The following is a 25,034-nucleotide window of genomic DNA, read 5'->3' on the forward strand; positions in this document are numbered from 1 at the left end:
CCAACCGAGGGGTGACGTGACCATGGGTTTCAGCGCGGCGGTGGCAGGTGCGAGCGGCTATGCCGGTGGCGAGCTGTTGCGCCTGCTCCTCGCCCACCCCGAGATCGAGATCGGCGCGGTGACCGCCGGCTCCAACGCCGGCACGCCGCTGGGGCAGCACCAGCCGCACCTCACGCCACTCGCCGACCGGTTGCTGGGGGAGACCACCACCGACACGCTGGCCGGGCACGACGTGGTCTTCCTCGCCCTTCCGCACGGGCAGTCCGCGGCCGTCGCCGCGAGCCTGCCCGAGGACGTGCTGGTGATCGACTGCGGCGCCGACTTCCGGCTCACCGAAGCCGCCGACTGGCAGCGGTGGTACACCGGCGACCACGCCGGCACCTGGCCCTACGGCCTGCCCGAGCTGCCCGGCCAGCGTGACCTGTTGCGCCCGGCCCGGCGGATCGCGGTCCCAGGTTGCTACCCCACCGTCTCGACGCTCGCGCTGCTGCCGGCCGTCGCCGCCGACCTGGTGGACGCCCGCGACGTCGTGGTGGTCGCCGCGTCGGGCACCTCCGGTGCCGGCCGCTCGGCCAAACCACACCTGCTCGGCAGCGAGGTGATGGGTGCCATGTCCGCCTACTCCGTCGGCGGCACCCACCGGCACACCCCCGAGATCGAGCAGAACCTCCGGCTGGTCTCGGGCTCGCCGGTCACCGTGTCGTTCACCCCGACCCTCGCGCCGATGCCGCGCGGCATCCTGGCCACCTGCACGGTGCGCGTCCGCGACGGCGTGGACACCGCTGCCGTACGCGAGGCCTATGCCCGGGCCTGGGCCGACGAGCCTTTCCTCCACCTGCTCCCGGAGGGCGCCTGGCCGAGCACGGCCGCGACGCTCGGCTCCAACGCCGTGCACGCGCAGGTGGCGGTGGACGACCGGGCCGGTCGACTGGTCGCGGTCGCCGCACTGGACAACCTCACCAAGGGCACCGCGGGCGGTGCCGTCCAGTGCATGAACCTCGCCCTCGGGATCGCCGAGACCACCGGTCTGGGCACTGTCGGGCTGGCGCCATGACGAGCCGGTGCGAGGTCGCGGTCGGCGGACCGTGGAGCGGGCACCGCTACCGGCGACGACGAGGCCGGCCCGGCCGATAGCCCGGCTACGCCACCGTCGCCGGGCGGTCAGGTCGGACACGCGTCGTCAGTCAACCGATCCTCGCCCCCCGAAAGGCACTCCCTTGTCCGTCACCACCCCCCTCGGCTTCCGGGCGTCCGGCGTGACCGCCGGACTCAAGCCGAGTGGCAATCCCGACGTCGCTCTGGTCGTCAACGACGGCCCCTCGTACACCGCTGCCGCCGTGTTCACCGACAACCGCTGCAAGGCCAACCCGGTGTTGTGGAGCGAGCAGGTGTGCAAGGACGGGCAGGTCCGGGCCGTCGCCCTCAACTCCGGCGGAGCCAACTGCTACACCGGGCCGGCGGGCTTCCAGACCACCCATGCCAGCGCGGAGCACACCGCCGAGGCGCTGAGCGCCGCGGCCCTGCCCGGTGTGGATGCCACCGCCGCCATCGACGTCGCGATCTGCTCGACCGGCCTGATCGGCGAGCTCCTCGACCGCGACAAGCTGCTGGGCGGCCTCACCGAAGCCGCGGCGAAGCTGTCCGACGACGGTGGCCGGGCGGCCGCGACCGCGATCATGACCACCGACACCCGGGCCAAGGAGGCGACCCACGCCGGGGCGGGCTGGTCCATCGGGGGGATGGCCAAGGGCGCGGGCATGCTCGCCCCCTCGCTGGCGACCATGCTCGTGGTGATCACCACCGATGCCGTGGTCGACCCGGTGGCCGCCGACCTCGCCCTGCGTGCGGCCACGTCGGCGACGTTCGACCGGCTCGACTCCGACGGATGCATGTCGACCAACGACACGGTCCTGTTGATGGCCAGCGGTGCGTCCGGCGTCACCCCCAACCACGAGGAGTTCACCGCCGGGCTCACCGCCGTCTGCCACGACCTGGGTCAGCAGCTGATCGGTGACGCCGAGGGCGCCGAGCACGACATCGCGATCGAGGTGGTGCACGCCGCGACCCAGCAGGACGCGCTGGACGCCGCTCGCGCCGTCGCCCGCAACAACCTCTTCAAGTGCGCCGTCTACGGCAAGGACGCCAACTGGGGCAGGATTCTCGCCGCCGTGGGCACCACCCGGGCGGCGTTCGACCCAGCCGCCCTGGACGTCGCCTTCAACGGCGTGTGGGTGTGCCGCGACGGCGGAATCGGCGAGTCCCGCGACCTGGTGGACCTCTCGCCGCGCCAGGTCGAGGTGACCGTCGACCTCAAGGCCGGGCAGGAGTCGGCGACCATCTGGACCAACGACCTGACCCACGCCTACGTCCACGAGAACTCCGCGTACTCCACCTGAGCCAGTCCACCGACCAGTGCACCACGAGCCATGCATGGGACGTGCCGACGCATGAGCACCACACCGAGCACACCGACCACACCGAGCACACCGAGCACGCCGGACGGGACCGCGCCGGCGAAGGGGCCGGCCCAGGTCCGGACCAGGGACCGCCTGCAGGCGATGCGCAAGTCCGAGACCCTGATCGAGGCGCTGCCGTGGTTCGAGCAGTTCCACGGTTCGATCGTCGTGATCAAGTACGGCGGCAACGCGATGACCGACGACGTGCTGAAGCGCGCGTTCGCCCAGGACATCGTGTTCCTGCGCTACGCCGGCCTGCGACCGGTGATCGTGCACGGCGGCGGCCCGCAGATCAGCGAGATGCTCAACCGGCTCGACATTCCCAGCGAGTTCCGGGGCGGTCTGCGGGTGACCACGCCGGAGGCGATGGAGGTGGTCCGGATGGTCCTCGTGGGCCAGGTGGGGCGGGAGCTTGTCGGGCTGGTCAACTCCCACGGACCGTTCGCGGTCGGCCTGTCCGGTGAGGACGCCGGTCTGTTCACCGCCGAACGCCGTACGGCCACGGTCGACGGCGCCGCGGTCGACATCGGCCTGGTCGGCGACGTGGTGTCCGTACGCGCCGAAGCCGTTCGCGACCTGATCGAGGCCGGTCGCATCCCGGTCGTGTCGAGTGTCGCGCCCGACGTCGACGGGCAGGTGCACAACGTCAACGCCGACACCGCCGCGGCCGCGCTCGCCACGGCGCTGGGGGCGCGCAAGCTCGTCGTGCTCACCGACGTGGAGGGCCTCTACCGCGACTGGCCCGACAGCGACGAGGTGATCAGCGAGCTGGACGCCCACGAGCTGGCCGGCCTACTGCCGTCGCTGGCATCGGGCATGGTGCCGAAGATGGAGGCATGCCTGCGGGCCGTCCGAGGCGGGGTGCCGCAGGCCCACGTGATCGACGGGCGGGTCGCGCACTCGCTGTTGCTGGAAATCTTCACCGACGAGGGCATCGGCACCATGGTCGTGCCGGCGCAGCAGGAAGGAACCTACGCATGAGCGTCTGGCCGCAGTACGACACGTGGGCGGAGCGGTTCTCCGCCGCGCTGATGCCCAACTACGGTGTCCCGCCGGTGGCGCTCGCCCGCGGTGAGGGATGCACGGTCTGGGACCTCGACGGAAACAGCTATCTCGACTTCATCGCCGGCATCGCGGTGTCCTCCCTCGGGCACGCGCACCCGGCACTGGTCGAGGCGGTCTCCAGCCAGGTCGCCACCATCGCGCACACCTCCAACCTGTTCCTCCACCAGCCCGAGGTGCTGCTCGCCGAACGCCTGCTCGCCCTGCTCGGCCACGACGGCCGGGTGTTCTTCGCCAACAGCGGGACGGAGGCCAACGAGGCGGCGCTCAAGCTGGTGCTCCGCAACGCCGCCGACACGGGCCGCCGCTACGTCGTGGCCGCCGCCGACGGCTTCCACGGCCGCACCATGGGCGCTCTCGCGCTGACCGGAAAGGCGGCGATCCGTGAGCCGTTCGGGCCGTTCGGCATCGACGTGCGGTTCGTCCCCTACGGCGACGCCGACGCGTTGAAGAACGCCGTCACCGACGAGTGCGCGGGGGTCTTCCTCGAACCCACGCAGGGGGAGGCGGGCGTGGTACCGCCGCCGGCGGGTTACCTCACCGCCGCCCGGGAGATCTGCGACGCGACCGGCGCCGTGCTCGTCCTCGACGAGATCCAGAGCGGGGTCGGCCGGACCGGCACCTGGTTCGCCCACCAGCACGAAGGCGTCCTCCCCGACGTCCTCACCCTCGCCAAGGGACTCGGCGGCGGGCTGCCGATCGGCGCCTGCATCGGCGTCGGCCGGTTCGGGCAGACGTTCGCCAAGGGCGACCACGGCTCGACCTTCGGCGGCAATCCGGTCGCGGTCGCGGCCGCACTCGCCGTCCTTGACACCATCGAGGCGGACGGCCTGCTGGACAACGTGGCGAAGGTGGGTGCCGAGCTCGCGGAGGCCATCTCCGCGCTGTCGCACCCGCTGGTGTCCGGGGTCCGCGGTCGAGGGCTGTGGCTCGCGGTTCTGCTCACCGAATCCAGGGCCGCACAGGTGCAGGCCGCCGCCCAGCACGCCGGGTTCCTCGTCAACGCCGTGCAGCCGGACGCGATCCGGCTGGCGCCGCCCCTGGTGGTCACGTCGGAGCAGGTGCGATCCCTGGTCGACGCGCTGCCCGGCATTCTCGACACCGCTTCCACCGAGGAGTCCTGATGGTTCGGCACTTCCTGCGGGACGACGACCTGAGCGGCGCCGAGCAGGCGCAGGTGCTCGACCTCGCCGAGACGATGAAGAAGGACCGCTTCGCGTTCCGCCCACTGGAGGGGCCGCGCGTCGTGGCCGTGCTGTTCGACAAGTCCTCCACCCGCACCCGCGTCTCCTTCAGCGTCGGAATCTCCGAGCTCGGTGGTTACCCGATGGTGATCGACACCCAGGGTGCCCACCTGGGCCGCGGTGAGCGGATCGCCGACACCGCCCGAGTGCTCGACCGCCAGGTCGCGGCGATCGTCTGGCGTACGGCCGGCCAGGAACGCATCGAGGAGATGGCCGCGGCCAGCGCGGTGCCGGTCGTCAACGCGCTGACCGACGAGTTCCACCCGTGCCAGATCCTCGCCGACCTGCAGACCGTCCGCGAGCACAAGGGGCGGCTGGCCGGTCTCCGGCTCAGCTACCTCGGGGACGGCGCCAACAACATGGCGCACTCCTACCTCCTCGGCGGGGCGACCGCGGGCATGCACGTCCGCGTCGGCACCCCGCGCGGCTACCAGCCGGACCCGGCGGTGCTGGCCCGGGCCACCGAGATCGCCGCCGCCAGCGGTGGATCGGTCGCTGTGGTGGGCGATCGCCACGAGGCGCTGGAGGGCGCCGACGTGGTGGCGACCGACACCTGGGTGTCGATGGGCCAGGAGGGTGAGGCGGCCGATCGGGCCGCGCCGTTCGTCCCCTTCGCCGTGACCGAGCAGGCGATGAGCCACGCTGCCCCGGACGCGATCGTGCTGCACTGCCTGCCTGCCTACCGCGGCAAGGAGATCGAGGCCGGCGTCATCGACGGACCACGCAGTGTCGTCTGGGACGAGGCCGAAAACCGGCTGCACGCGCAGAAGGCCCTGCTCACCTGGCTGCTGGAGCGATCGCGAGAAGAGCATCCGGGTCAGGAGGTCTGATGGACCACGACACGACGGCCGAGCAGGTCCCGGCCAAGAGGACCCGGTCCAGGTCCACCACCGGGGAGTCCGCGACCAGGGACGAGGCGGCGCCTTCGAGGACCGGCCGGAAGACCGCGAGGGCCGCGGTGGCCAAGGTCCCCGACGTCGACCTGACCACCCCGCGCCCCGGCGCGGACGTGCCCCGGGTGGCGATGACCAAGACCGCCCGCCACCAGTACGTCGTGGAGGTGCTGTCGCGCACCGAGGTGCGGTCGCAGGCGGAGCTGGCCGGCCGGCTGGCCCAGGAAGGGATCGCGGTGACGCAGACCACGCTGTCCCGTGACCTGGACGAACTCGGCGCGGTCCGGGTGCGCACGGCCGGCGGTGCCCTCGTCTACGCCCTGCCCGGCGAGGGCGGCGACCGCACACCTCGAGCCACCCCGGATGCGCCCTCCCTGGCCGAGGCCCGGCTTGCCCGGGTCTGCGGTGAACTCCTCGTCTCGGCGGTTCCGTCGGCCAACCTCGTGGTGCTGCGGACCCCGCCCGGAGCGGCCCAGTTCTTCGCCTCCGCCCTCGACCACGCCGAAGTCCCCGGTGTGATCGGCACCATCGCCGGGGACGACACTGTGCTCGTGGTCGCCCGCGAACCCGACGGTGGCGCCACCGTCGCCGACCAACTGCTTGCGCTCGCTCGCAAGAACCAACCCACGAAGGAGCAATGACATGACCGAGCGCGTGGTGCTCGCCTACTCCGGCGGGCTCGACACCTCCGTGGCGATCGGCTGGATCGCCGAGCAGACCGGTGCGGAGGTCGTTGCTTGTGCGATCGACGTCGGCCAGGGCGGAGAGGACCTGGACACCATCCGCAAGCGCGCCCTGGAGTGTGGGGCGGTCGAGGCCGTCGTCGTCGACGCCAAGGACGAGTTCGCCGACGGCTACTGCCTTCCGGCGCTTGCCACCAACGCCCTGTACATGGAGCGGTACCCCCTGGTCTCCGCCCTGTCCCGGCCGCTGATCGTCAAGCACCTCGTCGAGGCGGCCAGGCAGCACGGCGCGAGCGTCGTGGCGCACGGCTGCACGGGCAAGGGCAACGACCAGGTCCGGTTCGAGGTCGGCGTCGGGGCGCTGGCTCCCGACCTGAAGGTGCTGGCCCCGGTCCGTGACTTCGCCTGGACCCGGGAGAAGGCGATCGCCTACGCCGAGCAGCACAACCTGCCGATCGACGTCAGCAAGAAGTCGCCGTTCTCCATCGACCAGAACGTCTGGGGCCGGGCCGTCGAGACCGGATTCCTCGAGGACCTGTGGAACGCCCCCACCGAGGACGTCTACGACTACACCCAGGACCCCGCGGCGGCCCGGGAGGCCGACGAGGTGGTGGTGACCTTCGAGGGCGGCCGCCCGGTCGCCCTGGACGGCCGGCCGGTGACGATGCTGGAGGCGATCCAGCAGCTCAACACCCGCGCCGGGGCCCAGGGAGTCGGCCGGCTCGACCTGGTGGAGGACCGCCTCGTCGGCATCAAGAGCCGGGAGATCTACGAGGCTCCGGGTGCGATCGCGTTGATCACCGCGCACCAGGAGCTGGAGAACGTCACCGTGGAGCGCGACCTCGCGCGGTTCAAGCGCCAGGTCGAGCAGCGCTGGACCGAGCTGGTGTACGACGGGCTGTGGTTCTCGCCGCTGAAGCGGGCACTGGACAGCTTCGTGGACGCCTCGCAGGAGCAGGTGTCCGGTGACATCCGGATGACGCTGCACGGTGGCCGGGCGGTCGTGAGCGGTCGCCGGAGTGCCGCCTCGCTCTACGACTTCAACCTCGCGACCTACGACGAGGGCGACGTGTTCGACCAGTCGCTGGCCCGCGGGTTCGTGGAGCTGTGGGGACTGCCCAGCAAGATCGCCGCCAAGCGTGACCTCGGGAAGTCCTGAGTCACCGCACCACGACGAGGAAGGAACTCCGTGATCGAGGAGCACCCGCCGGGCGAGCAGCCGACCCGGCTCTGGGGCGGCCGCTTCGCCGCCGGTCCTGCCCAGGCGCTGGCCGCCCTGTCGAGGTCGGTGCATTTCGACTGGCGGCTGGCACCGTTCGACCTCGCGCAGACCCGTGCCCACGCCCGGGTGCTGCGCCGGGCGGACCTGCTCAGCGATCCGGAGCTGGCCCGGGTCGAGGAGGCGATCGACGTGCTCGCCGCCGAGGTGGCGGCCGGCACGTTGACGCCGCAGCCTGACGACGAGGACGTCCACACCGCGATCGAACGCGAGCTGCTGGGCCGGCTCGGCCCGCTCGGGGGCAAGCTGCGGGCCGGCCGGAGCCGCAACGACCAGGTGGCGACGGACTTCCGGCTGTACCTCCGCGCGCAGGCGCGGGTCCTGGTCGCCCTGGTGACCGACCTGCAGGAGGCGCTACTGGAGCAGGCCGAGCAGCACGTCGCCTCGCCGGCGCCCGGCTTCACCCATCTCCAGCACGCGCAGCCGGTCGCCTTCGGGCACGAGCTCGCCAAACACGTGCACGCACTGGCTCGTGACGTCGAGCGGTTGCGTGACTGGGACGACCGGGCCGCCACCTCACCGCTGGGCGCCGGCGCGCTCGCCGGCTCCTCACTGCCGCTCGACCCGGAGGCCGCCGCCGCCGACCTCGGGTTCCTCCGGGCGTCGGAAAACTCCCTGGACGCGGTGTCCGACCGCGACTTCGTGGCGGAGTTCCTCTTCTGCACGGCGATGCTCGGCGTCCACCTGTCCCGGCTGGGCGAGGAGTACTGCCTGTGGGCGTCCACCGAGTTCGGCTGGGTCCGGCTCGACGACGCGTTCGCGACCGGTTCGTCGATCATGCCGCAGAAGAAGAACCCCGACGCGGCGGAACTCGTCCGCGGCAAGTCCGGCCGGCTGATCGGTCACCTGACCGGAATGCTCGCCACGTTGAAGGGCATGCCGTTCGCCTACAACCGCGACCTGCAGGAGGACAAGGAGCCGGTCTTCGACGCGGTGGACCAACTCGTTCTCGTTCTGCCCGCGATCACCGGCATGGTCGCGACCAGTACGTTCGACACCGAGCGGATGGCGGCGGCCGCTCCACTGGGCTTCGCGCTTGCCACCGACGTGGCGGAGTGGCTGGTACGCCAGGGCGTGGCGTTTCGTGACGCCCACGAGATCGCCGGTGCCTGCGTGCAGGCGTGCGAGCGCCGCGGTGTCGACCTGCCCGACCTCGGCGACGACGAGCTGGCGGCGATCTCGGCCCATCTCACACCGCAGGTCCGCACGGTGCTGAGCGTCCAGGGCGCGCTGGACGCGCGCTCCGCACTCGGCGGCACGGCGCCGGCTCGGGTGCGCGACCAGCTGTCCCGGCTCCGGCCGCGAACGGAAGAGGCTCGGGAGTGGGCACGCGGGGGATGACCGACGACCTGCGCGTGCTGCTCACCCAGCCCGTGCTCGAGGTGGCGCCGGCCCTGCTCGGCCGGGTGGTCGAACACCGGACCGCCGACGGGCTGGTCGCCGTCCGGCTGACGGAGGTGGAGGCCTACGACGGTTCGAACGACCCCGGCTCGCACGCCTACCGTGGCCGAACCGCACGTAACGCGGTGATGTTCGGCCCGCCGGGCCACCTCTACGTCTACTTCACGTACGGCATGCACTGGTGCATCAACCTCGTGTGCGGGCCCGACGGACAGGCCAGTGCGGTCCTGCTCCGAGCCGGTGAGGTGATCGCGGGGGAGGAACTCGCCAGGTCCCGACGGCCCGCGGCACGGTCGGCGCGCGATCTGGCCCGCGGGCCGGCTCGACTTGCCCAGGCGCTCGGTGTGGACCGCGCGGGGAACGGCCTGGACATCTTCGCCCCGTCCTCGCCCGTACGCCTCGGACCCGGCGAGCAGACCGCCGGGACGAGCATCCGCCGCGGCCCCCGGGTGGGGTTGGCGGCCGCCGCGGACCGGCCGTGGCGGTTCTGGGTGGACGGCGAGCCCACCGTCTCCGCCTACCGCCCACATGCTCCCAAGCGGCGCAGGAGCGTCGCGGAGCCACCCGGCTCCACCACCATCGCACCCGGCTCAGGCACTCTTGGAGTCGACGCAGCCACCACCGAACCATCGATCCGACCGAGGAAGGAACCACGGTGACCGGTCCCGGGGACAACACAGAGCAGCCGGAGCAGTCGACGCCGCCGGCGCAGTCGGTGCTGGACGACCTGCGCTGGCGTGGCCTGCTCGCGGAGTCGACCGACGAGGATGCGCTCCGCGCCGCGCTCGCGGAGGGACCCGTCACCTATTACGTCGGTTTCGACCCGACCGCGCCGAGCCTGCACCACGGCAACCTCGTCCAGCTGGTGACGGCCCGGCGGCTGCAACAGGCCGGCCACACGCCGCTGCTCCTGATCGGCGGGTCGACCGGCCTGATCGGTGATCCCAAACCTGACGCCGAGCGCACCCTGAACGACCCGGAGACGGTGGCCGGGTGGGTCGAACGCCTGAAAGGGCAGGTCACGCCGTTCGTCGACTTCGACGGTCCGAACGCCGCGCAGATCGTGAACAACCTCGACTGGACGGCGCCGGTCAGCGTTCTGGAGTTCCTCCGGGACATCGGCCGGCACTTCCGGGTCAACAAGATGATCCAGAAGGAGGTCGTGAAGGCGCGGTTGGACACCGAGCAGGGGATCGGCTACGCCGAGTTCAGCTACCAGATCCTGCAGGCGTTCGACTACCTCGAGCTGTACCGCCGGTACGGCTGCACCCTGCAGACCGGCGGTAGCGACCAGTGGGGCAACATCACCGCGGGCGTCGACCTCATCCGCCGGGCGGCGGGCGCCACGGTGCACGCGATGGCGACGCCTCTGCTGACCCGGTCCGACGGCACGAAGTTCGGCAAGAGCGCGGGTGGCCTGACCGTCTGGCTGGACCCGGAGATGATGTCGCCGTACGCCTTCTACCAGTTCTGGTTCAACACCGCGGACGCCGACGTCGGCCAGTACCTCCGCGTCTTCAGCTTCCGCTCCCGGGAGGAGCTGGAGATGCTGGAGAAGACCACGGCGGAACGCCCGGCCGCTCGCGAAGCCCAACGAGTCCTGGCCGAGGAGCTCACCACGCTGGTCCACGGCGCGGACGAGTGCGCCCAGGTGATCGCGGCCTCCGGAGCACTGTTCGGGCGCGGCGCTCTCACCGACGTCGACGCCCGAACCCTCGATGCCGCGCTGCGTGAAACGCCGCACGTGCGCGTGGAACGCGACACCGGGGGAGCGCTCCCACCGATGGTCGACCTCCTCGCGGAGACGGGCCTGGTGGCCAGCAGGTCCGCAGCTCGGCGGACCATCGACGAGGGTGGCGCCTACCTCAACAACGAGCGAGTCACGTCGGTGGAGTCCGCACCGTCCGCCGGCGACCTGCTCCACGGGCGGTGGCTGGTGCTACGCCGCGGAAGGCGCAACGTCGCGGGCGTCGAGGTCTCGACCTAGGTGCACCGCCCCCACAGGGACACGTGCTCCTGGACGTTGCCCGGGCACCGCGTGCGCTCCGGGCAGGAGTGGATCCCCCCTGCCCGGGGCAGCCGTGAGGCCGTCGTTCGACGCGCGTCCGGGCCCGATTTGACGTCCCGGTCGGCGATCCGTATGGTTCTACTCGCTTCGCACGGGTCGCGGGACGCCAACTGGCGGCCGGTCCGGCGGGGATCCCCTTTGAATCGACGCCGCTCGTCCGGTGCACTGTTTGGTGCGCGCCGGGTGGATCGAGACGGGGGGCCGACTTACAGAGGGCCCGATTTGCCGGGTTGCGAAGAGGTCGGTAAGGTAGGTCAAGTCGCCGAGAGCGCGGGACACCGAAAGGTGGCCGATCCGGTGACAACACCCCAAACGAAGCAAAGCCTGACGCCGGAGTCTGCGGACATCGGAAGAGGGTCATACTTCATGGGGTGAATCGGTTCGAAATCGCCCGATTTGCCTGGGTGAGACCGAATCGCTAAGCTAGAACGGTTGCCCCGGAGCCGGGCTGAGAAGTCGGGTTCTGGTGTGTGTCTGATCCTTGAGAACTCAACAGCGTGCCGAAAGTCGATGCAGTGTTTTTTGCCCCGTTGGCAGAATGCTGTGCGGGCCTGAGGGCTTTTTGTCTGATGGTTTGTGTGGTGTTTTGTCGCGGATTCCTTTGGTGACAGGCGACCTTCGGGTTGTTTGTTTGCTGGGGTGGCTTTTTGTTGGTTTTCAACGGAGAGTTTGATCCTGGCTCAGGACGAACGCTGGCGGCGTGCTTAACACATGCAAGTCGAGCGGAAAGGCCCTTCGGGGTACTCGAGCGGCGAACGGGTGAGTAACACGTGAGCAACCTGCCTTCAGCTCTGGGATAAGCCTGGGAAACTGGGTCTAATACCGGATATGACTCTTGCCTGCATGGGTGGGGGTGGAAAGATTTATTGGCTGAAGATGGGCTCGCGGCCTATCAGCTTGTTGGTGGGGTGATGGCCTACCAAGGCTTTTACGGGTAGCCGGCCTGAGAGGGCGACCGGCCACACTGGGACTGAGACACGGCCCAGACTCCTACGGGAGGCAGCAGTGGGGAATATTGCACAATGGGCGGAAGCCTGATGCAGCAACGCCGCGTGAGGGATGACGGCCTTCGGGTTGTAAACCTCTTTCAGCGGGGACGAAGCGCAAGTGACGGTACCCGCAGAAGAAGCGCCGGCCAACTACGTGCCAGCAGCCGCGGTAACACGTAGGGCGCGAGCGTTGTCCGGAATTATTGGGCGTAAAGGGCTCGTAGGCGGTTTGTTGCGTCGAAAGTGAAAATCCGGGGCTTAACTCCGGACTTGCTTTCGATACGGGCAGACTAGAGGTAGGCAGGGGAGAGTGGAATTCCTGGTGTAGCGGTGGAATGCGCAGATATCAGGAGGAACACCGGTGGCGAAGGCGGCTCTCTGGGCCTTACCTGACGCTGAGGAGCGAAAGCGTGGGGAGCGAACAGGATTAGATACCCTGGTAGTCCACGCCGTAAACGTTGGGCGCTAGGTGTGGGGGACTTCCACGTCCTCCGTGCCGCAGCTAACGCATTAAGCGCCCCGCCTGGGGAGTACGGCCGCAAGGCTAAAACTCAAAGGAATTGACGGGGGCCCGCACAAGCGGCGGAGCATGTTGCTTAATTCGATGCAACGCGAAGAACCTTACCTGGGTTTGACATGCAGAGAAATCTCGTAGAGATACGGGGTCCGTAAGGGCTCTGCACAGGTGGTGCATGGCTGTCGTCAGCTCGTGTCGTGAGATGTTGGGTTAAGTCCCGCAACGAGCGCAACCCTCGTCCTATGTTGCCAGCGGGTAATGCCGGGAACTCATAGGAGACTGCCGGGGTCAACTCGGAGGAAGGTGGGGATGAGGTCAAGTCATCATGCCCCTTATGTCCAGGGCTGCAAACATGCTACAATGGTCGGTACAATGGGCTGCGAAATCGTAAGGTGGAGCGAATCCCTAAAAGCCGGCCTCAGTTCGGATCGGGGTCTGCAACTCGACCCCGTGAAGTTGGAGTCGCTAGTAATCGCGGATCAGCAACGCCGCGGTGAATACGTTCCCGGGCCTTGTACACACCGCCCGTCAAGTCATGAAAGTCGGCAATACCCGAAGCCGGTGACCTAACCCCTTGTGGGATGGAGCCGTCGAAGGTGGGGCTGGCGATTAGGACTAAGTCGTAACAAGGTAGCCGTACCGGAAGGTGCGGCTGGATCACCTCCTTTCTAAGGAGCTTTTCTGGCGGCTGCTCTTCGGGGTGGTTGTCCAGGGCGCCGTTGTCCGGCCGAGTGTGTCGGAGCGGTGAGCTCATTTAGTGGAGCATCGGCTAGTGGGTGTTTACCCACGGTTTTCACGTGGCCTAGTACTGCGTCTTCGCCTGTTTGGTGGAGATGTGTGGAGCGGGGCGTGGGCTGTGGGTGGCGCTGAGGCACGTTGTTGGGTCCTGAGGGATCAGGCCATGGCCGGCGGTTTTTCCGCCGGGTTGTGTGGTCGGGTTTCTTTGGTTGTCGGGCCGTTCCTTCACCGGACGGCCGCCCGGGTTTCGCCGGCGGGATGTTTCTCGTTCGGGGTTGTTTCGGGTGGTGCGCGGTGGTTGTGGGGTGGTTTCCGTTCGTTTCTTGAGAACTGCATAGTGGACGCGAGCATCTTTGTTTTGCCGAGAACTGTGTGTCTGTTTGTTGTGACAAGTTAGTAAGGGCACTCGGTGGATGCCTTGGCACCAGAAGCCGATGAAGGACGTAGGAGCCTGCGAAAAGCCCCGGGGAGTTGGCAACCGAGCTGTGATCCGGGGGTGTCCGAATGGGGAAACCCGGCTGGAGTCATGTCCAGTCACCGGCGCCTGAACACATAGGGCGTTCGGAGGGAACGCGGGGAAGTGAAACATCTCAGTACCCGCAGGAAGAGAAAACAATTGTGATTCCGTGAGTAGCGGCGAGCGAAAGCGGAAGAGGCTAAACCGTGTAGGTGTGATAGCTGGCAGGTGTTGCCTATGCGGGGTTGTGGGACCGTCTTGTCGGAGCTGCTGATCTGGCGAGGAGTTATAAACCGCTGCGGAAGTCGAAGGGTCTGGAAAGTCCCGGCATAGCAGGTGATACCCCTGTAGACGTAACGTGGTGGCTCCTGGACGTGTTCCCAAGTAGCACGGGACCCGTGAAATCCTGTGTGAATCTGGCGGGACCACCCGCCAAGCCTAAATACTTTCTGGTGACCGATAGTGCACTAGTACCGTGAGGGAAAGGTGAAAAGTACCCCGGGAGGGGAGTGAAATAGTTCCTGAAACCGGGTGCCTACAATCCGTCGGAGCATTCCCTTTGTGGGGTGTGACGGCGTGCCTTTTGAAGAATGAGCCTGCGAGTTAGTGGTGCGTGGCGAGGTTAACCCGTGTGGGGAAGCCGTAGCGAAAGCGAGTCCGAACAGGGCGTTTGAGTCGCGTGCTCTAGACCCGAAGCGGAGTGATCTACCCATGGGCAGGGTGAAGCGCGGGTAAGACCGCGTGGAGGCCCGAACCCACCGGCGTTGAAAAGCCGGGGGATGACCTGTGGGTAGGGGTGAAAGGCCAATCAAACTCCGTGATAGCTGGTTCTCCCCGAAATGCATTTAGGTGCAGCGTCGCGTGTTTCCTACCGGAGGTAGAGCACTGGATGGTCTAGGGGGCCGACAAGCTTACCGAAATCAGCCAAACTCCGAATGCCGGTAGGTGAGAGCGCGGCAGTGAGACTGTGGGGGATAAGCTTCATAGTCGAGAGGGAAACAGCCCAGATCACCAGCTAAGGCCCCTAAGCGTTCGCTAAGTGGAAAAGGATGTGGAGTCGCAGAGACAACCAGGAGGTTGGCTTAGAAGCAGCCACCCTTGAAAGAGTGCGTAATAGCTCACTGGTCAAGTGATTCTGCGCCGACAATGTAGCGGGGCTCAAGCGAACCGCCGAAGCTGTGGCATTCACGTATTGTTCGGCCCTTACCTTTCGGGGTGGGGTCCAGACGTGTGGATGGGTAGGGGAGCGTCGTGTGGCGTGTGAAGCGGCGGGGTGACCCAGTCGTGGATGCTACACGAGTGAGAATGCAGGCATGAGTAGCGAAAGAGGAGTGAGAAACTCCTCCGCCGAATGACCAAGGGTTCCAGGGCCAGGCTAATCCGCCCTGGGTAAGTCGGGACCTAAGGCGAGGCCGACAGGCGTAGTCGATGGACAACGGGTTGATATTCCCGTACCGGCTTTGTCGCGCCCATGCTGAGCCCGGTGATGCTAAGCGCCCGAGTCTGGTTCGACCTTTCGGGGTTGTTCTGGGTGAGCGCGTGAACCGATCCGGTAGTAGGCAAGCGATGGGGTGACGCAGGAGGGTAGCTCTACGCGGCGATGGTAGGCGAAAGCTGATCCGCGGGCAAAGGCGTAGGACGAGGCGTTGGTAAATCCGCGTCTCATGATGTCTGAGACCTGATGCCGAGCCGATTGAGGCGAAGTGAGTGATCCCATGCTGCCGAGAAAAACCTCTAGTGAGTGACAAGGCCGCCCGTACCCCAAACCGACACAGGTGGTCAGGTAGAGAATACCAAGGCGATCGGGCGAACCGTGGTTAAGGAACTCGGCAAAATGCCCCCGTAACTTCGGGAGAAGGGGGACCGGATCCGTGAGGGGACTTGCTCCCTGCAGCGGTGAAGGTCGCAGAGACCAGGCCCAAGCGACTGTTTACTAAAAACACAGGTCCGTGCGAAGTCGCAAGACGATGTATACGGACTGACGCCTGCCCGGTGCTGGAACGTTAAGGGGACCGGTTAGACCTCACGGTCGAAGCTGAGAACTTAAGCGCCAGTAAACGGCGGTGGTAACTATAACCATCCTAAGGTAGCGAAATTCCTTGTCGGGTAAGTTCCGACCTGCACGAATGGCGTAACGACTTGGGCGCTGTCTCAACCACGGACCCGGCGAAATTGCACTACGAGTAAAGATGCTCGTTACGCGCAGCAGGACGGAAAGACCCCGGGACCTTTACTACAGCTTGGTATTGGTGGTCGGTTCGGTTTGTGTAGGATAGGTGGGAGACTGTGAAGCCTGGACGCCAGTTCGGGTGGAGTCAACGTTGAAATACCACTCTGATCGTATTGGCTGTCTAACCTCGGTCCGTTATCCGGATCAGGGACAGTGCCTGGTGGGTAGTTTAACTGGGGCGGTTGCCTCCCAAAATGTAACGGAGGCGCCCAAAGGTTCCCTCAGCCTGGTTGGCAATCAGGTGGCGAGTGCAAGTGCACAAGGGAGCTTGACTGTGAGACCGACAGGTCGAGCAGGGACGAAAGTCGGGACTAGTGATCTTACGGTGGCACGTGGAAGCGCCGTGACTCAACGGATAAAAGGTACCCCGGGGATAACAGGCTGATCTTGCCCAAGAGTCCATATCGACGGCATGGTTTGGCACCTCGATGTCGGCTCGTCGCATCCTGGGGCCGGAGCAGGTCCCAAGGGTTGGGCTGTTCGCCCATTAAAGCGGTACGCGAGCTGGGTTTAGAACGTCGTGAGACAGTTCGGTCCCTATCCGCTGTGCGCGCAGGAGACTTGAGAAGGGCTGTCCCTAGTACGAGAGGACCGGGACGGACGAACCTCTGGTGTGCCAGTTGTTCTGCCAAGAGCACGGCTGGTTGGCTACGTTCGGAAGTGATAACCGCTGAAGGCATCTAAGCGGGAAGCACGCTTCAAGATGAGGTCTCCCACCGGGTTAACCGGGTAAGGCCCCCAGAAGACGACTGGGTTGATAGGCCAGATGTGGAAGCGAGGACTAAAGACTCGTGAAGCTGACTGGTACTAATAGGCCGAGGGCTTGTCACACACCACACCTTTCGCGGGTGTGAGCACCACACACGTGACCTGCGAAACAAAGACTGTGCGTCCACTATGCGGTTCTGAAGAAACGAACCACCCACCCCGCCACACAACACCGGCCAAGTAGGTCGGGGAGTTTGTGTGGGCCCGGCAGTTGTGGTTGCTGGTTCACATCTTCACAGCGTTACGGCGGTCATGGCGAAGGGGAAACACCCGGTCCCATTCCGAACCCGGAAGTTAAGCTCTTCAGCGCCGATGGTACTGCAGGAGGGATCCTGTGGGAGAGTAGGACGCCGCCGGACATACATTGGTTGAGGGCCACCCCACACGGGGTGGCCCTCAGTCATGTCCGGAACCAAAACCCGGCGGCCATCAATTCTGGCAGTCATGAATCCGGCGGTCAGGAACGACGGTCGTCTCCGGCCACGTTCCCGGACGGCGAGCCGTACAGGACTCGCCGTGGACCTGCCTTCGGCCGCCCCCGCCACACCGGCGACAACCCGGCGCGACCCACGCGGCAAGATGGGGACGTCAGCCGTCCCCCTGAGGAGCACGATGAGCGACAGTTCGAGGCGCGGCCAGGAACCAGACCGCGATCGACGTGACCGCGACAGCCGGCGTTCGGCTGAAGGTCGCACCGACCGAGGCGGCGCCCGTGGAGGCAGTGGCCGCGGAGGCGCGTCCGGATCGCGATCGTCCGGCAGCCGGCAGTCGGAGCCACGAGCTCGAGGGGCTGGTGGCTGGCGCGAGCGGTCCAGCGACGGCCGGTCATCCGGCGCCGGTCAGCGCGGCGGGACGGAGCGGACATCGCGCGGACAGGACTCGGGGAGTGGGTTCAAGCCGAGCCGAAGGTCCGGTGATCAACGCGGCGGGGACTCCCGGCGTGGTCGACCGGCTGAGGGCGGTTGGACCTCGCGGCCCCGTCCGGACCGAGATGGTCCCGGTGGTGACCGTGCTCGTACGAGTCGTACGGATCGTGGGGGTGGCGGGGGCTCCGGCTCGGAACGTCGCACCGGGGACCGCCGGGACGACCGCGGCCGTCCCGGAGCCGACCGTGGTGGGCAGAGCCGCGGGTGGCGTTCGGACTCCTCCAGGCGTGAGTCCACCGGCCGTGACGCGGATCGTTCGCGCCGTGACGAGGCGTCCGGAGGGTACGACCGGTCCTCACGCGCTGAGCGCCCGGACCGTGGCGGCCGTCGTTCGGACGCGGCGCAGGGCGGCGGTAGGTACGCCCGGAGCGATGACCGCGGTGGTCGTGACCGTGGGTTCGGGGATCGCGACCGGCCTCGGGGTGGGGCTTCCGACCGCGGTGGTCGTGACCGTGGGTTCGGGGATCGCGACCGGCCTCGGGGTGGGGCTTCCGACCGCGGTGGTCGTGACCGTGGGTTCGGAGATCGCGACCGGCCGCGGAGTGACGCCTCCGGGAGCAGAGGGCGCTCTCAGCAGCAGCGTTCCTCAGGACCGTCCGGCGGCAACCGGTACGAACGGCCGGGCCGACCTGCCGACGCCGGCCGCGGTCGCGACTCCGACCGCCCGGTTCGGGACACCCGTCCGGGTGCGGACGACCGCCGGCGGGGAGGGACCCGTGACCGGGCCCGACCGGTGAACGAGCCCGTAGGGCCGGAGCTTCCCGGGGACGTCACCGGGCTCGAGCTGGACCCGGACGTGCGGTCGCAGCTCGGCACTCTCACCAAGGCCACGGCCGACCGGGTGGCGCGCCACCTCGTGATGGCCGGGCAGCTCGTCGACGAGGACCCGGACGCGGCGCTCGAACACGCGCTGGCCGCGCGCAGCGAAGGTTCCCGCCTGGGCGTGGTGCGCGAGGCGGTGGCGTACACCGCCTACGCCGCCGGGAAGTACGAACAGGCTTTGGCGGAGTTTCGCGCCGCTCGCCGAATGACCGGCTCGCCGGAGTACTTCCCCGCGATGGCCGACAGCGAGCGTGGACTGGGCCGTCCTGAGCGCGCACTGGATCTCATCGCGACGGTCGACCGGTCGGAGCTGGACCCGGTGGCCCGCGTCGAGCTGCTGATCGTCGAGGCCGGGGCGCGACGTGACCTGGGCCAGCCCGCCGCGGCACTGGCGCTGCTCGACGTACCCGCTCTGCACGGCCGGGCGTCGGTCACCGCGGTCACCCGGGTGCGTTACGCCTATGCCGACACCCTCGAGGAGCTCGGCCGGCGTGAGGAGGCCGCACGATGGTTCGCGCGGGTTCTCGAAGTCGACGTCGATGCCCAGACCGACGCCGAGGAGCGGTTGGCCCGGCTCGGCGAGGAGTGAGAGTGGCGGCTCGGCGAGCCTGACCTGGGTGAATCGTCCTGCGCCGGCTTGTTGTCCACAACTGCCGGATCGGCAGCGTTGTACACAGGCGAGGACGCTCACCTGGATGCCGGTGCCGAAGCAGAGGAGATTGGGGCTGCCAACCCGCTACGACGGACCTTCCAGAGAGGGAGGCAGCCCCGATGACCGACTCCGACGCGCAGAAGCCGCGGGCCCCGTGTCCTCCTCACCGCAACGAAGTGACGCTGGTCGGTCGGGTGTCGGCGCCCGCGACGCGGCGCGAGCTGCCCAGTGGCTCGGCCGTGGTCAGCGTCCGGCTCGTGGTGCAGCGAGATCCGAAGACTCTGCCTCCGCGATCGGCCGTCGTGGACACGATCGAGTGCGCTTCCTGGTCGGCCGAGTGCCACGCCGAGATGGAGCAGTGGAGTTCCGGCGACATCGTCGAGGTGGCCGGCGCCCTGCGGCGGCGGTTCCGTCGCGGTGAGGCCGGACCGATCAGCCGTTACGAGGTCGAGGCGGCCAGCGTGCGTCTGCTCGTCGACAAGGAGACGGTCAGTGCTGGTCGAACATCCGCATGACGAATCCGGTGCGCGGCTTCGGCCCGAACGACGTCGACTTGCGCGGCATCCGGCCACCTTCCCGGGCGACAGCCTGCACAGTGGCGACGTCGACCGGGTTGAGGAGCACGGCGACGCCGTGGCCGTTCCGGGCGTGGTCGACGGCAGCTCGCTCACTGTGCGCATAGCCGATGTGCTCCTCGGCCAGGCCGAGGATGCGCCCGAACAACCGATCGTGCAGCACCTCCGTGTCCAGGCGGCCTCGCCCGGCGGTGGTCTCGGCGGGGATGCTCAACAGGTCCCAGCGAAGCCCGTCGGTGACGACGAACGCGTTCCGTCGGCCACGGGCCGCGGCGAGCGCGTCATGCGCCCGGTCACCGTCGCCGTCGAAGGATTCGACGGCGAAGTCGGTGCCCGCCCGTGTCACCAGCTCAGCCAGGGTGATCCCCGCGACCGTCCGATGAATCGCCGTGAGCCGCAACGGGTGAGCGTGCTGGTCGACGAGCAGTGCGAGTCCGCTGTCCCAGGGGCCCGGCCCGGCGCCCGTGGCCCGGATCTGGCGCTGGAGCTTCAGGTAGGACGCGTACCGGTGGTGACCGTCGGCGATCAGTGCCTGGCGCGGAGCCAGGTCGGCGGCGATGGTGCTCAGCGCGCCCGGGTCGGTGATCCGCCACAGCTGGTGATCGACACCGTCCGCGGTGCGGGCATACACCAGCGGCTCGCTTCGAACCGTCGCCTCCACCAGGTCGCTCGCCGGCCCTCCGCCGTCGTACACCAACAGGATCGGTTCCAGATTGGCCTCGCAGGCGCTCATCAGCGCCAGCCGGTCGGCCACAGGTCCGGGCATCACGTCCTCGTGGGGAAGAATCACCCCTTCTTCGGGCTCCCGCAGGGCCACGGCGCCGAACATCCCTCGCAGAACGAACTGCTGACGGCCGTTCCCGCCGGATTCGGGCACGCGTTGTTCGTAGACGTACAACGCGGCCTCGGTGTCGGCCCGCAGGATGCCTTCGGCTCGCCATCGGTTGAGCAGGCCAGCGGCCCGCCGGTAGTGGTCCGGCTGGTCCGGGTCCGACCCGGGCTGCCGACCAGCCTCGCCGCCGCTGCCGATCCGTCCGGCTTCGCCGGCACGCGAGTCAGCGACGCCGGGCGATTCGTCCCCCGTGGTGGACGGGTCGCCTTCGCCGGGGCCCGACCGCTCGTCGGAGGTCCAGTCGGCCGGACCCGCCGGCCGGGGGAGAACCACCCGGACGATGTTGTGCAATTCCTCCGCGGTGAGCGCGGTCACGCTGCCTGGATCGAGGACGTCGTACGGTGGCGATGTCACGGCGGCGAGGTCGCTCACCCGTTCGGGGTCGTAGCGCACACCCACAAAGGGCGACAGCACCAGCGGCCGGGCACCGGTGCCGGGAGTCGGGGAAGGGTCGGTCACGCTGGGCATCGTAGGTGTCCACCCGGTTCGGGCGAGGTGCCTGGGGCATCCTCGGGCAGGTGTCCGTGCGAAACCGAGGCCGGCGGACCGGGTGGAATAGCCCGGCCCGGCCTCCGGTTGAGGGCGCCGAGGAGGGAGGACACCATGATCAACGACGATGCGAATGTCGGCACACCCGGCGGTGACGTCTACGACTGGTATCGCAGGGGCCTCGCCCTGCTCGAAGGCGGCGACTCCGCGGCCGCGGCGCAGCTGCTCGTGCGGGCCCGGGAGGCCGAGCCGGGTTCGAAGTCGATCCGGGAGGCTCTCGCACGGGCATTGTTCAACAGCCGGCACTACGCGGACTCCGCCGAGGCGTTCGAGGGACTCGTCGACGATAATCCCTCCGACGATTACGCACACTTCGGTCTCGGTCTGGCTCTGAGCAGAATGGGCCGACACGACGCGGCGGCACCTCACCTCGCGATGGCGGCGGCGATGCGCCCGTCCGTCGACCACTACGACAACGCGCTCCGGCAGGTCCGGGCGACCCTCAGGGCCCGGGAGGACATGAAGTGACCGACGAGACCACGACCGAGCAGGACGCGGCGCCCGAGCCGTTGTCCGAAGCCGACCGTCCCCTGGTCGAGCAGTACGACGCCGGACTGTTCGACCTCGACGGCGTGGTCTACGTGGGCGCGGACGCCGTACCAAGGGCCCCTGAGGACCTGGAGCGGGCGCGGGCGGCCGCCATGAAGGTCGCGTTCGTGACCAACAACGCGTCCCGCACTCCGGACGCGGTGGTCGAGCACCTTCGCAAGGTCGGGGTCCGCGCCGAGGTCGGCGACGTGGTTACCTCGGCACAGGCGGCGGCGCGCCTGGTCGCCGAGCGAGTGCCGGTGGGATCGCGGGTGCTGGTGGTGGGTGGCGAGGGTCTGCTGGTCGCCATCAGGGAGCGTGGGCTGGTCCCGGTCCGTACAGCTGCCGAGGATCCGGCCGCGGTCGTCCAGGGGTTCCATCCGGAGGTCGGCTGGCGGCAGCTCGCCGAAGGCGCCTACGCGGTGCGGCGAAACGTCCCGTGGATCGCGTCCAACGTCGACCGGACCCTGCCGACCGACGGGGGTCTGGCACCCGGGAACGGCACCCTCGTCGAGGTGATCCGGATGGCGACCGGCCAGACACCGGTGATCGCGGGTAAGCCGGCGCCGCCACTGTTCCGCGAGACGGTCGAACGAGTGGGCGCCGAGCGTCCCCTGGTGATCGGCGACCGGCTCGACACCGACATCGAGGGGGCGAACGCGGCCGGCATGCCGAGCATGCTCGTACTCACCGGTGTGTCGAAGCTCGCCGACCTTCTGACCGCACCGGAGAACCAGCGCCCGACCTATCTCGCCCGCGATCTCGCCGGGCTCTTCGCTTCGCACCCGGCTCCCCGGGCCGGCGACGGCAGCGCCACCTGCGGGGAATGGACCGCGACGCTCGAACGCCAGGACGCGGCGGGCGCCGACGGCCGGAAGGGGCAGCTTGTGGTCCGGCTGTCCGGCAGCGGTGACCCGCTGGACGGCGCTCGTGCGCTGCTCGCCGCCGTGTGGACCGCCACCGAACCCGCTCGGATCGACGCGTCGGAGGCCCTCGCACTGCTGCGTGGCCAGGACGCGGCGATGGGTTAGTGTCAAGTGGCGGGCCAGGAGCAGGAGTGGTCAGCGGCCGGCTCGCTGACCACCACGTACGCAGCGCGCGGAGCGAGTCGTCCGTACGGCCGGAGTCGCGGCGGGGAAACTCGGACCAAGGAGACGTGGGCACTGTGGAAGACGACACTCCGGTGGAGGAAGCCATCTCCGTCCAGGCGGCGGCCGCGGATGAGCAACCGCCCGAGTACGACCCGACCGGCCGACCCGACGTGGATGCCGTGCTCGACCGGCTCGGCGAGCTCGCCGGCCTGGCGCCGAGTGACCACATCGACATCTACGAGGACGCCCACCGCCGCCTGCACGAAACACTGCTGGCAGCCGGCGAGGACCATGGGGACGACGCTGGACGGCCGTGACCACGGCCCGCCCGACGCCCCGGGCCGCCGGACCCGTCTCGACACCGAACTCGTCCGACGAGGACTGGCCAGGTCACGCGAGCACGCGGCCGACCTGATCACGTCGGGAAACGTCCGCGTCGACGGGCGGCCGGTCTGCAAACCGGCCAGCAGGGTCGCCGCCGGCGACGTGTGCGAAGTGGATTCCCCGGGCCCGGAGTTCGTCTCCCGTGGCGGGCACAAGCTGGCCGGGGCGCTGGAGGCTTTCGGGCCGCTCGGCCTGACAGTCGACGGGCGGCGTTGCCTGGACGCCGGCGCGTCCACCGGAGGGTTCACCGACGTGCCGCTGCGCGCGGGCGCGCGGCAGGTGGTCGCGGTCGATGTGGGGCACGACCAGCTCGTTGCCGAACTCCGGGACAACCCGGCCGTCGACGTCCACGAACGCACACACGTCCGCGACCTGCGACCCACGCAGGTGGGCGGCGCGGTGGACCTCCTCGTCGCCGACCTGTCCTTCATCTCGCTCGCGACCGTCCTGCCCGCGCTGGCCGGCCTGGTCCGTCCCGGCGGGGATCTCGTCGTGTTGGTCAAGCCGCAGTTCGAGGTGGGCCGTTCACGGCTGGGCAAGGGTGGCGTGGTCCGCGAGCTCGCGCTACGCCACGACGCGGTACGCACGGTCGCCGTTGCCGCGGGCGACGTGGGCCTGGGGGTGGCCGGCGCTACGGTGAGCCCACTTCCCGGTCCGGCAGGCAACACCGAGTACTTCCTCTGGCTCCGCGCCGACGCACCACCGTGGGACGACACCACCCTTGCCGCTCTGGACCCACCCGGCTCGCCGAAGGAGACCTCGCTGTGACCGACGACCGCACGGTGCTCCTCGTGGTTCACACCGGGCGAGCCGAGGCGACCCAGTTGGCGAGAGAGGCGGCCGCCCGGCTCGCCGACGCCGGCGTGGGCGTGCGCCTGCTCGCCCCCGACGCCGAGGACATCGGCCTGGACAAGGCCGAGGTGGTCGACGTCTCTCCGGTCGCCGCGGAGGGCTGCGAGATCGTCATGGTGCTGGGTGGCGACGGCACGATCCTGCGTGGCGCCGAGGTGGCCCACGCCTCGGGCACCCCCGTCCTGGGAGTCAACCTCGGCCACATCGGCTTCCTGGCGGAGTCCGAGCGTGACGACCTCGACGTCACGATCGACCACGTCGTCCACCGCAAGTACGCCGTCGAGGAACGCATGACCCTCGACGTGACCGTCCTGGTCGATGGCGCGGTCGCCGCGACCCAGTGGGCGCTCAACGAGGCGAGCGTGGAGAAGTCCGCCCGCGAACGCATGCTCGAGGTCGTCGTGGAGGTCGACGGGCGGCCGTTGTCTAGATGGGGCGGCGACGGTGTCGTCGCCGCCACACCGACCGGATCCACCGCCTACGCGTTCTCCGCCGGCGGACCGGTGGTGTGGCCGGAGCTGGAGGCGATGCTCGTGGTGCCACTGAGCGCACATGCGTTGTTCTCACGGCCGCTGGTCGTGTCACCGCGCTCGGTGGTGGCGATCGAGCTCATGCAGCGCAACCCCGGCCCGGGTGTCTTGTGGTGCGACGGGCGACGCACCGAGGAACTCCCACCGGGTGCGCGGGTGGAGGTACGCCACGGTGCACGGCCGGTGCGGCTCGCCCGGCTGCACCAGGGCCCGTTCACCGACCGACTGGTGGCGAAGTTCGACCTGCCGGTGCACGGATGGCGTGGGCGGCGGGAGGACCGTGCTCGCCGGGCCGCGGCGAGGATGACCAACGCCCGCCCGGAAACCACTCCCGGACCCGACCCCACGGCCGTCGACTCGTCCGATTCTTCATCCGCCTCCTCATCCGACAGTCGCGAGCGTGCCGCGGGCGAACGGCCCGGTCGCGCCGGCGAGACCCCGTAGAGTG

19 protein-coding genes and 3 rRNA genes are annotated in these 25,034 nt (G+C 68.6%); 21 read left to right on the plus strand and 1 reads right to left on the minus strand.

The annotated features are described in order from the left end of the window. The first annotated feature begins 22 nt into the window (after window positions 1–22). The 16 genes from argC (at window position 23) to FHR37_RS10225 (ending at window position 19,700) form a co-directional block, all read left to right on the plus strand. On the plus strand, window positions 23–1,054 hold the full coding sequence (argC, locus tag FHR37_RS10150) for an N-acetyl-gamma-glutamyl-phosphate reductase (RefSeq protein WP_092883826.1): 1,032 nt from the start codon (window positions 23–25) through the stop codon (window positions 1,052–1,054). 163 nt (window positions 1,055–1,217) lie between these two features. Then, complete coding sequence (argJ, locus tag FHR37_RS10155) at window positions 1,218–2,396, plus strand: bifunctional glutamate N-acetyltransferase/amino-acid acetyltransferase ArgJ (protein WP_092883763.1); 1,179 nt, start codon at window positions 1,218–1,220, stop codon at window positions 2,394–2,396. Window positions 2,397–2,558: 162 nt separating this feature from the next. After that, window positions 2,559–3,437, plus strand: coding sequence for an acetylglutamate kinase (gene argB / locus FHR37_RS10160; RefSeq protein ID WP_202818117.1), 879 nt, complete (start codon window positions 2,559–2,561; stop codon window positions 3,435–3,437). After that, window positions 3,434–4,642 carry an acetylornithine transaminase gene (locus FHR37_RS10165; RefSeq protein WP_092883765.1) on the plus strand — a complete coding sequence of 403 codons (1,209 nt, stop codon included), beginning with the start codon at window positions 3,434–3,436 and terminating at the stop codon, window positions 4,640–4,642. Before argB ends, FHR37_RS10165 begins: the two co-directional genes overlap by 4 nt. Then, window positions 4,642–5,592 carry an ornithine carbamoyltransferase gene (gene argF, locus FHR37_RS10170; protein ID WP_092883766.1) on the plus strand — a complete coding sequence of 317 codons (951 nt, stop codon included), beginning with the start codon at window positions 4,642–4,644 and terminating at the stop codon, window positions 5,590–5,592. The genes FHR37_RS10165 and argF overlap by 1 nt, the downstream gene beginning before the upstream one ends. Further along, a complete protein-coding gene (locus FHR37_RS10175) occupies window positions 5,592–6,296 on the plus strand; it encodes an arginine repressor (RefSeq protein WP_330831731.1) in 705 nt (234 codons plus the stop codon). Before argF ends, FHR37_RS10175 begins: the two co-directional genes overlap by 1 nt. A 1-nt stretch (window position 6,297) precedes the next feature. Continuing rightward, window positions 6,298–7,497: an argininosuccinate synthase gene (locus FHR37_RS10180; protein ID WP_092883767.1), complete on the plus strand. Its 1,200-nt coding sequence runs from the start codon at window positions 6,298–6,300 to the stop codon at window positions 7,495–7,497. A 30-nt stretch (window positions 7,498–7,527) separates the two neighbouring features. Next, complete coding sequence (gene argH / locus FHR37_RS10185; protein ID WP_092883768.1) at window positions 7,528–8,958, plus strand: argininosuccinate lyase; 1,431 nt, start codon at window positions 7,528–7,530, stop codon at window positions 8,956–8,958. Further along, window positions 8,955–9,677: a DNA-3-methyladenine glycosylase gene (locus FHR37_RS10190; RefSeq protein WP_092883828.1), complete on the plus strand. Its 723-nt coding sequence runs from the start codon at window positions 8,955–8,957 to the stop codon at window positions 9,675–9,677. Before argH ends, FHR37_RS10190 begins: the two co-directional genes overlap by 4 nt. Beyond that, window positions 9,674–11,005, plus strand: coding sequence for a tyrosine--tRNA ligase (gene tyrS, locus FHR37_RS10195; RefSeq protein ID WP_237768831.1), 1,332 nt, complete (start codon window positions 9,674–9,676; stop codon window positions 11,003–11,005). Before FHR37_RS10190 ends, tyrS begins: the two co-directional genes overlap by 4 nt. Window positions 11,006–11,743: 738 nt before the next feature. Then, window positions 11,744–13,260: ribosomal RNA gene (locus FHR37_RS10200) — 16S ribosomal RNA — on the plus strand. A gap of 456 nt (window positions 13,261–13,716) precedes the next feature. Further along, window positions 13,717–16,848 (plus strand): 23S ribosomal RNA (locus FHR37_RS10205). A 179-nt stretch (window positions 16,849–17,027) separates the two neighbouring features. Continuing rightward, window positions 17,028–17,144 (plus strand): 5S ribosomal RNA (gene rrf, locus FHR37_RS10210). Together the 16S, 23S and 5S rRNA genes form the textbook arrangement of a ribosomal RNA operon. Before the next feature lie 938 nt (window positions 17,145–18,082). Continuing rightward, the gene (locus tag FHR37_RS10215) at window positions 18,083–18,448 is read left to right on the plus strand and encodes a hypothetical protein (RefSeq protein ID WP_139239034.1); all 366 of its coding nucleotides are present in this window, start codon (window positions 18,083–18,085) and stop codon (window positions 18,446–18,448) included. Then, on the plus strand, window positions 18,445–19,122 hold the full coding sequence (locus FHR37_RS10220) for a tetratricopeptide repeat protein (protein WP_092884553.1): 678 nt from the start codon (window positions 18,445–18,447) through the stop codon (window positions 19,120–19,122). The genes FHR37_RS10215 and FHR37_RS10220 overlap by 4 nt, the downstream gene beginning before the upstream one ends. A gap of 182 nt (window positions 19,123–19,304) precedes the next feature. Further along, window positions 19,305–19,700 carry a single-stranded DNA-binding protein gene (locus tag FHR37_RS10225; RefSeq protein ID WP_092884551.1) on the plus strand — a complete coding sequence of 132 codons (396 nt, stop codon included), beginning with the start codon at window positions 19,305–19,307 and terminating at the stop codon, window positions 19,698–19,700. Here the strand turns inward: FHR37_RS10225 and FHR37_RS10230 are convergent. After that, complete coding sequence (locus tag FHR37_RS10230) at window positions 19,675–21,111, minus strand: DUF1015 family protein (protein WP_237768882.1); 1,437 nt, start codon at window positions 21,109–21,111, stop codon at window positions 19,675–19,677. The two genes, FHR37_RS10225 and FHR37_RS10230, sit on opposite strands and share 26 nt — an antisense overlap. A gap of 144 nt (window positions 21,112–21,255) precedes the next feature. On the opposite strand from FHR37_RS10230, the gene FHR37_RS10235 reads away from it, so the two are divergent. The 5 genes from FHR37_RS10235 to FHR37_RS10255 all read left to right on the plus strand — a co-directional run bounded on the left by FHR37_RS10235 (window position 21,256) and on the right by FHR37_RS10255 (window position 25,030). After that, entirely contained in the window at window positions 21,256–21,669 is a 414-nt protein-coding gene (locus FHR37_RS10235; protein WP_092884547.1) for a tetratricopeptide repeat protein, read from the plus strand. Next, the gene (locus FHR37_RS10240; protein WP_175542592.1) at window positions 21,666–22,760 is read left to right on the plus strand and encodes an HAD-IIA family hydrolase; all 1,095 of its coding nucleotides are present in this window, start codon (window positions 21,666–21,668) and stop codon (window positions 22,758–22,760) included. Before FHR37_RS10235 ends, FHR37_RS10240 begins: the two co-directional genes overlap by 4 nt. 125 nt (window positions 22,761–22,885) lie before the next feature. Further along, window positions 22,886–23,137 carry a hypothetical protein gene (locus tag FHR37_RS10245; protein ID WP_202818161.1) on the plus strand — a complete coding sequence of 84 codons (252 nt, stop codon included), beginning with the start codon at window positions 22,886–22,888 and terminating at the stop codon, window positions 23,135–23,137. Next, window positions 23,112–23,972 (plus strand): TlyA family RNA methyltransferase, encoded by an 861-nt coding sequence (locus tag FHR37_RS10250; RefSeq protein ID WP_179770991.1) that lies wholly within the window; start codon window positions 23,112–23,114, stop codon window positions 23,970–23,972. The genes FHR37_RS10245 and FHR37_RS10250 overlap by 26 nt, the downstream gene beginning before the upstream one ends. Then, window positions 23,969–25,030 carry an NAD kinase gene (locus tag FHR37_RS10255; RefSeq protein WP_092884545.1) on the plus strand — a complete coding sequence of 354 codons (1,062 nt, stop codon included), beginning with the start codon at window positions 23,969–23,971 and terminating at the stop codon, window positions 25,028–25,030. The genes FHR37_RS10250 and FHR37_RS10255 overlap by 4 nt, the downstream gene beginning before the upstream one ends. Window positions 25,031–25,034: the final 4 nt, after the last annotated feature.

This window comes from Actinopolymorpha cephalotaxi (assembly GCF_013408535.1).
Taxonomy (GTDB): Bacteria; Actinomycetota; Actinomycetes; order Propionibacteriales; family Actinopolymorphaceae; genus Actinopolymorpha; species Actinopolymorpha cephalotaxi.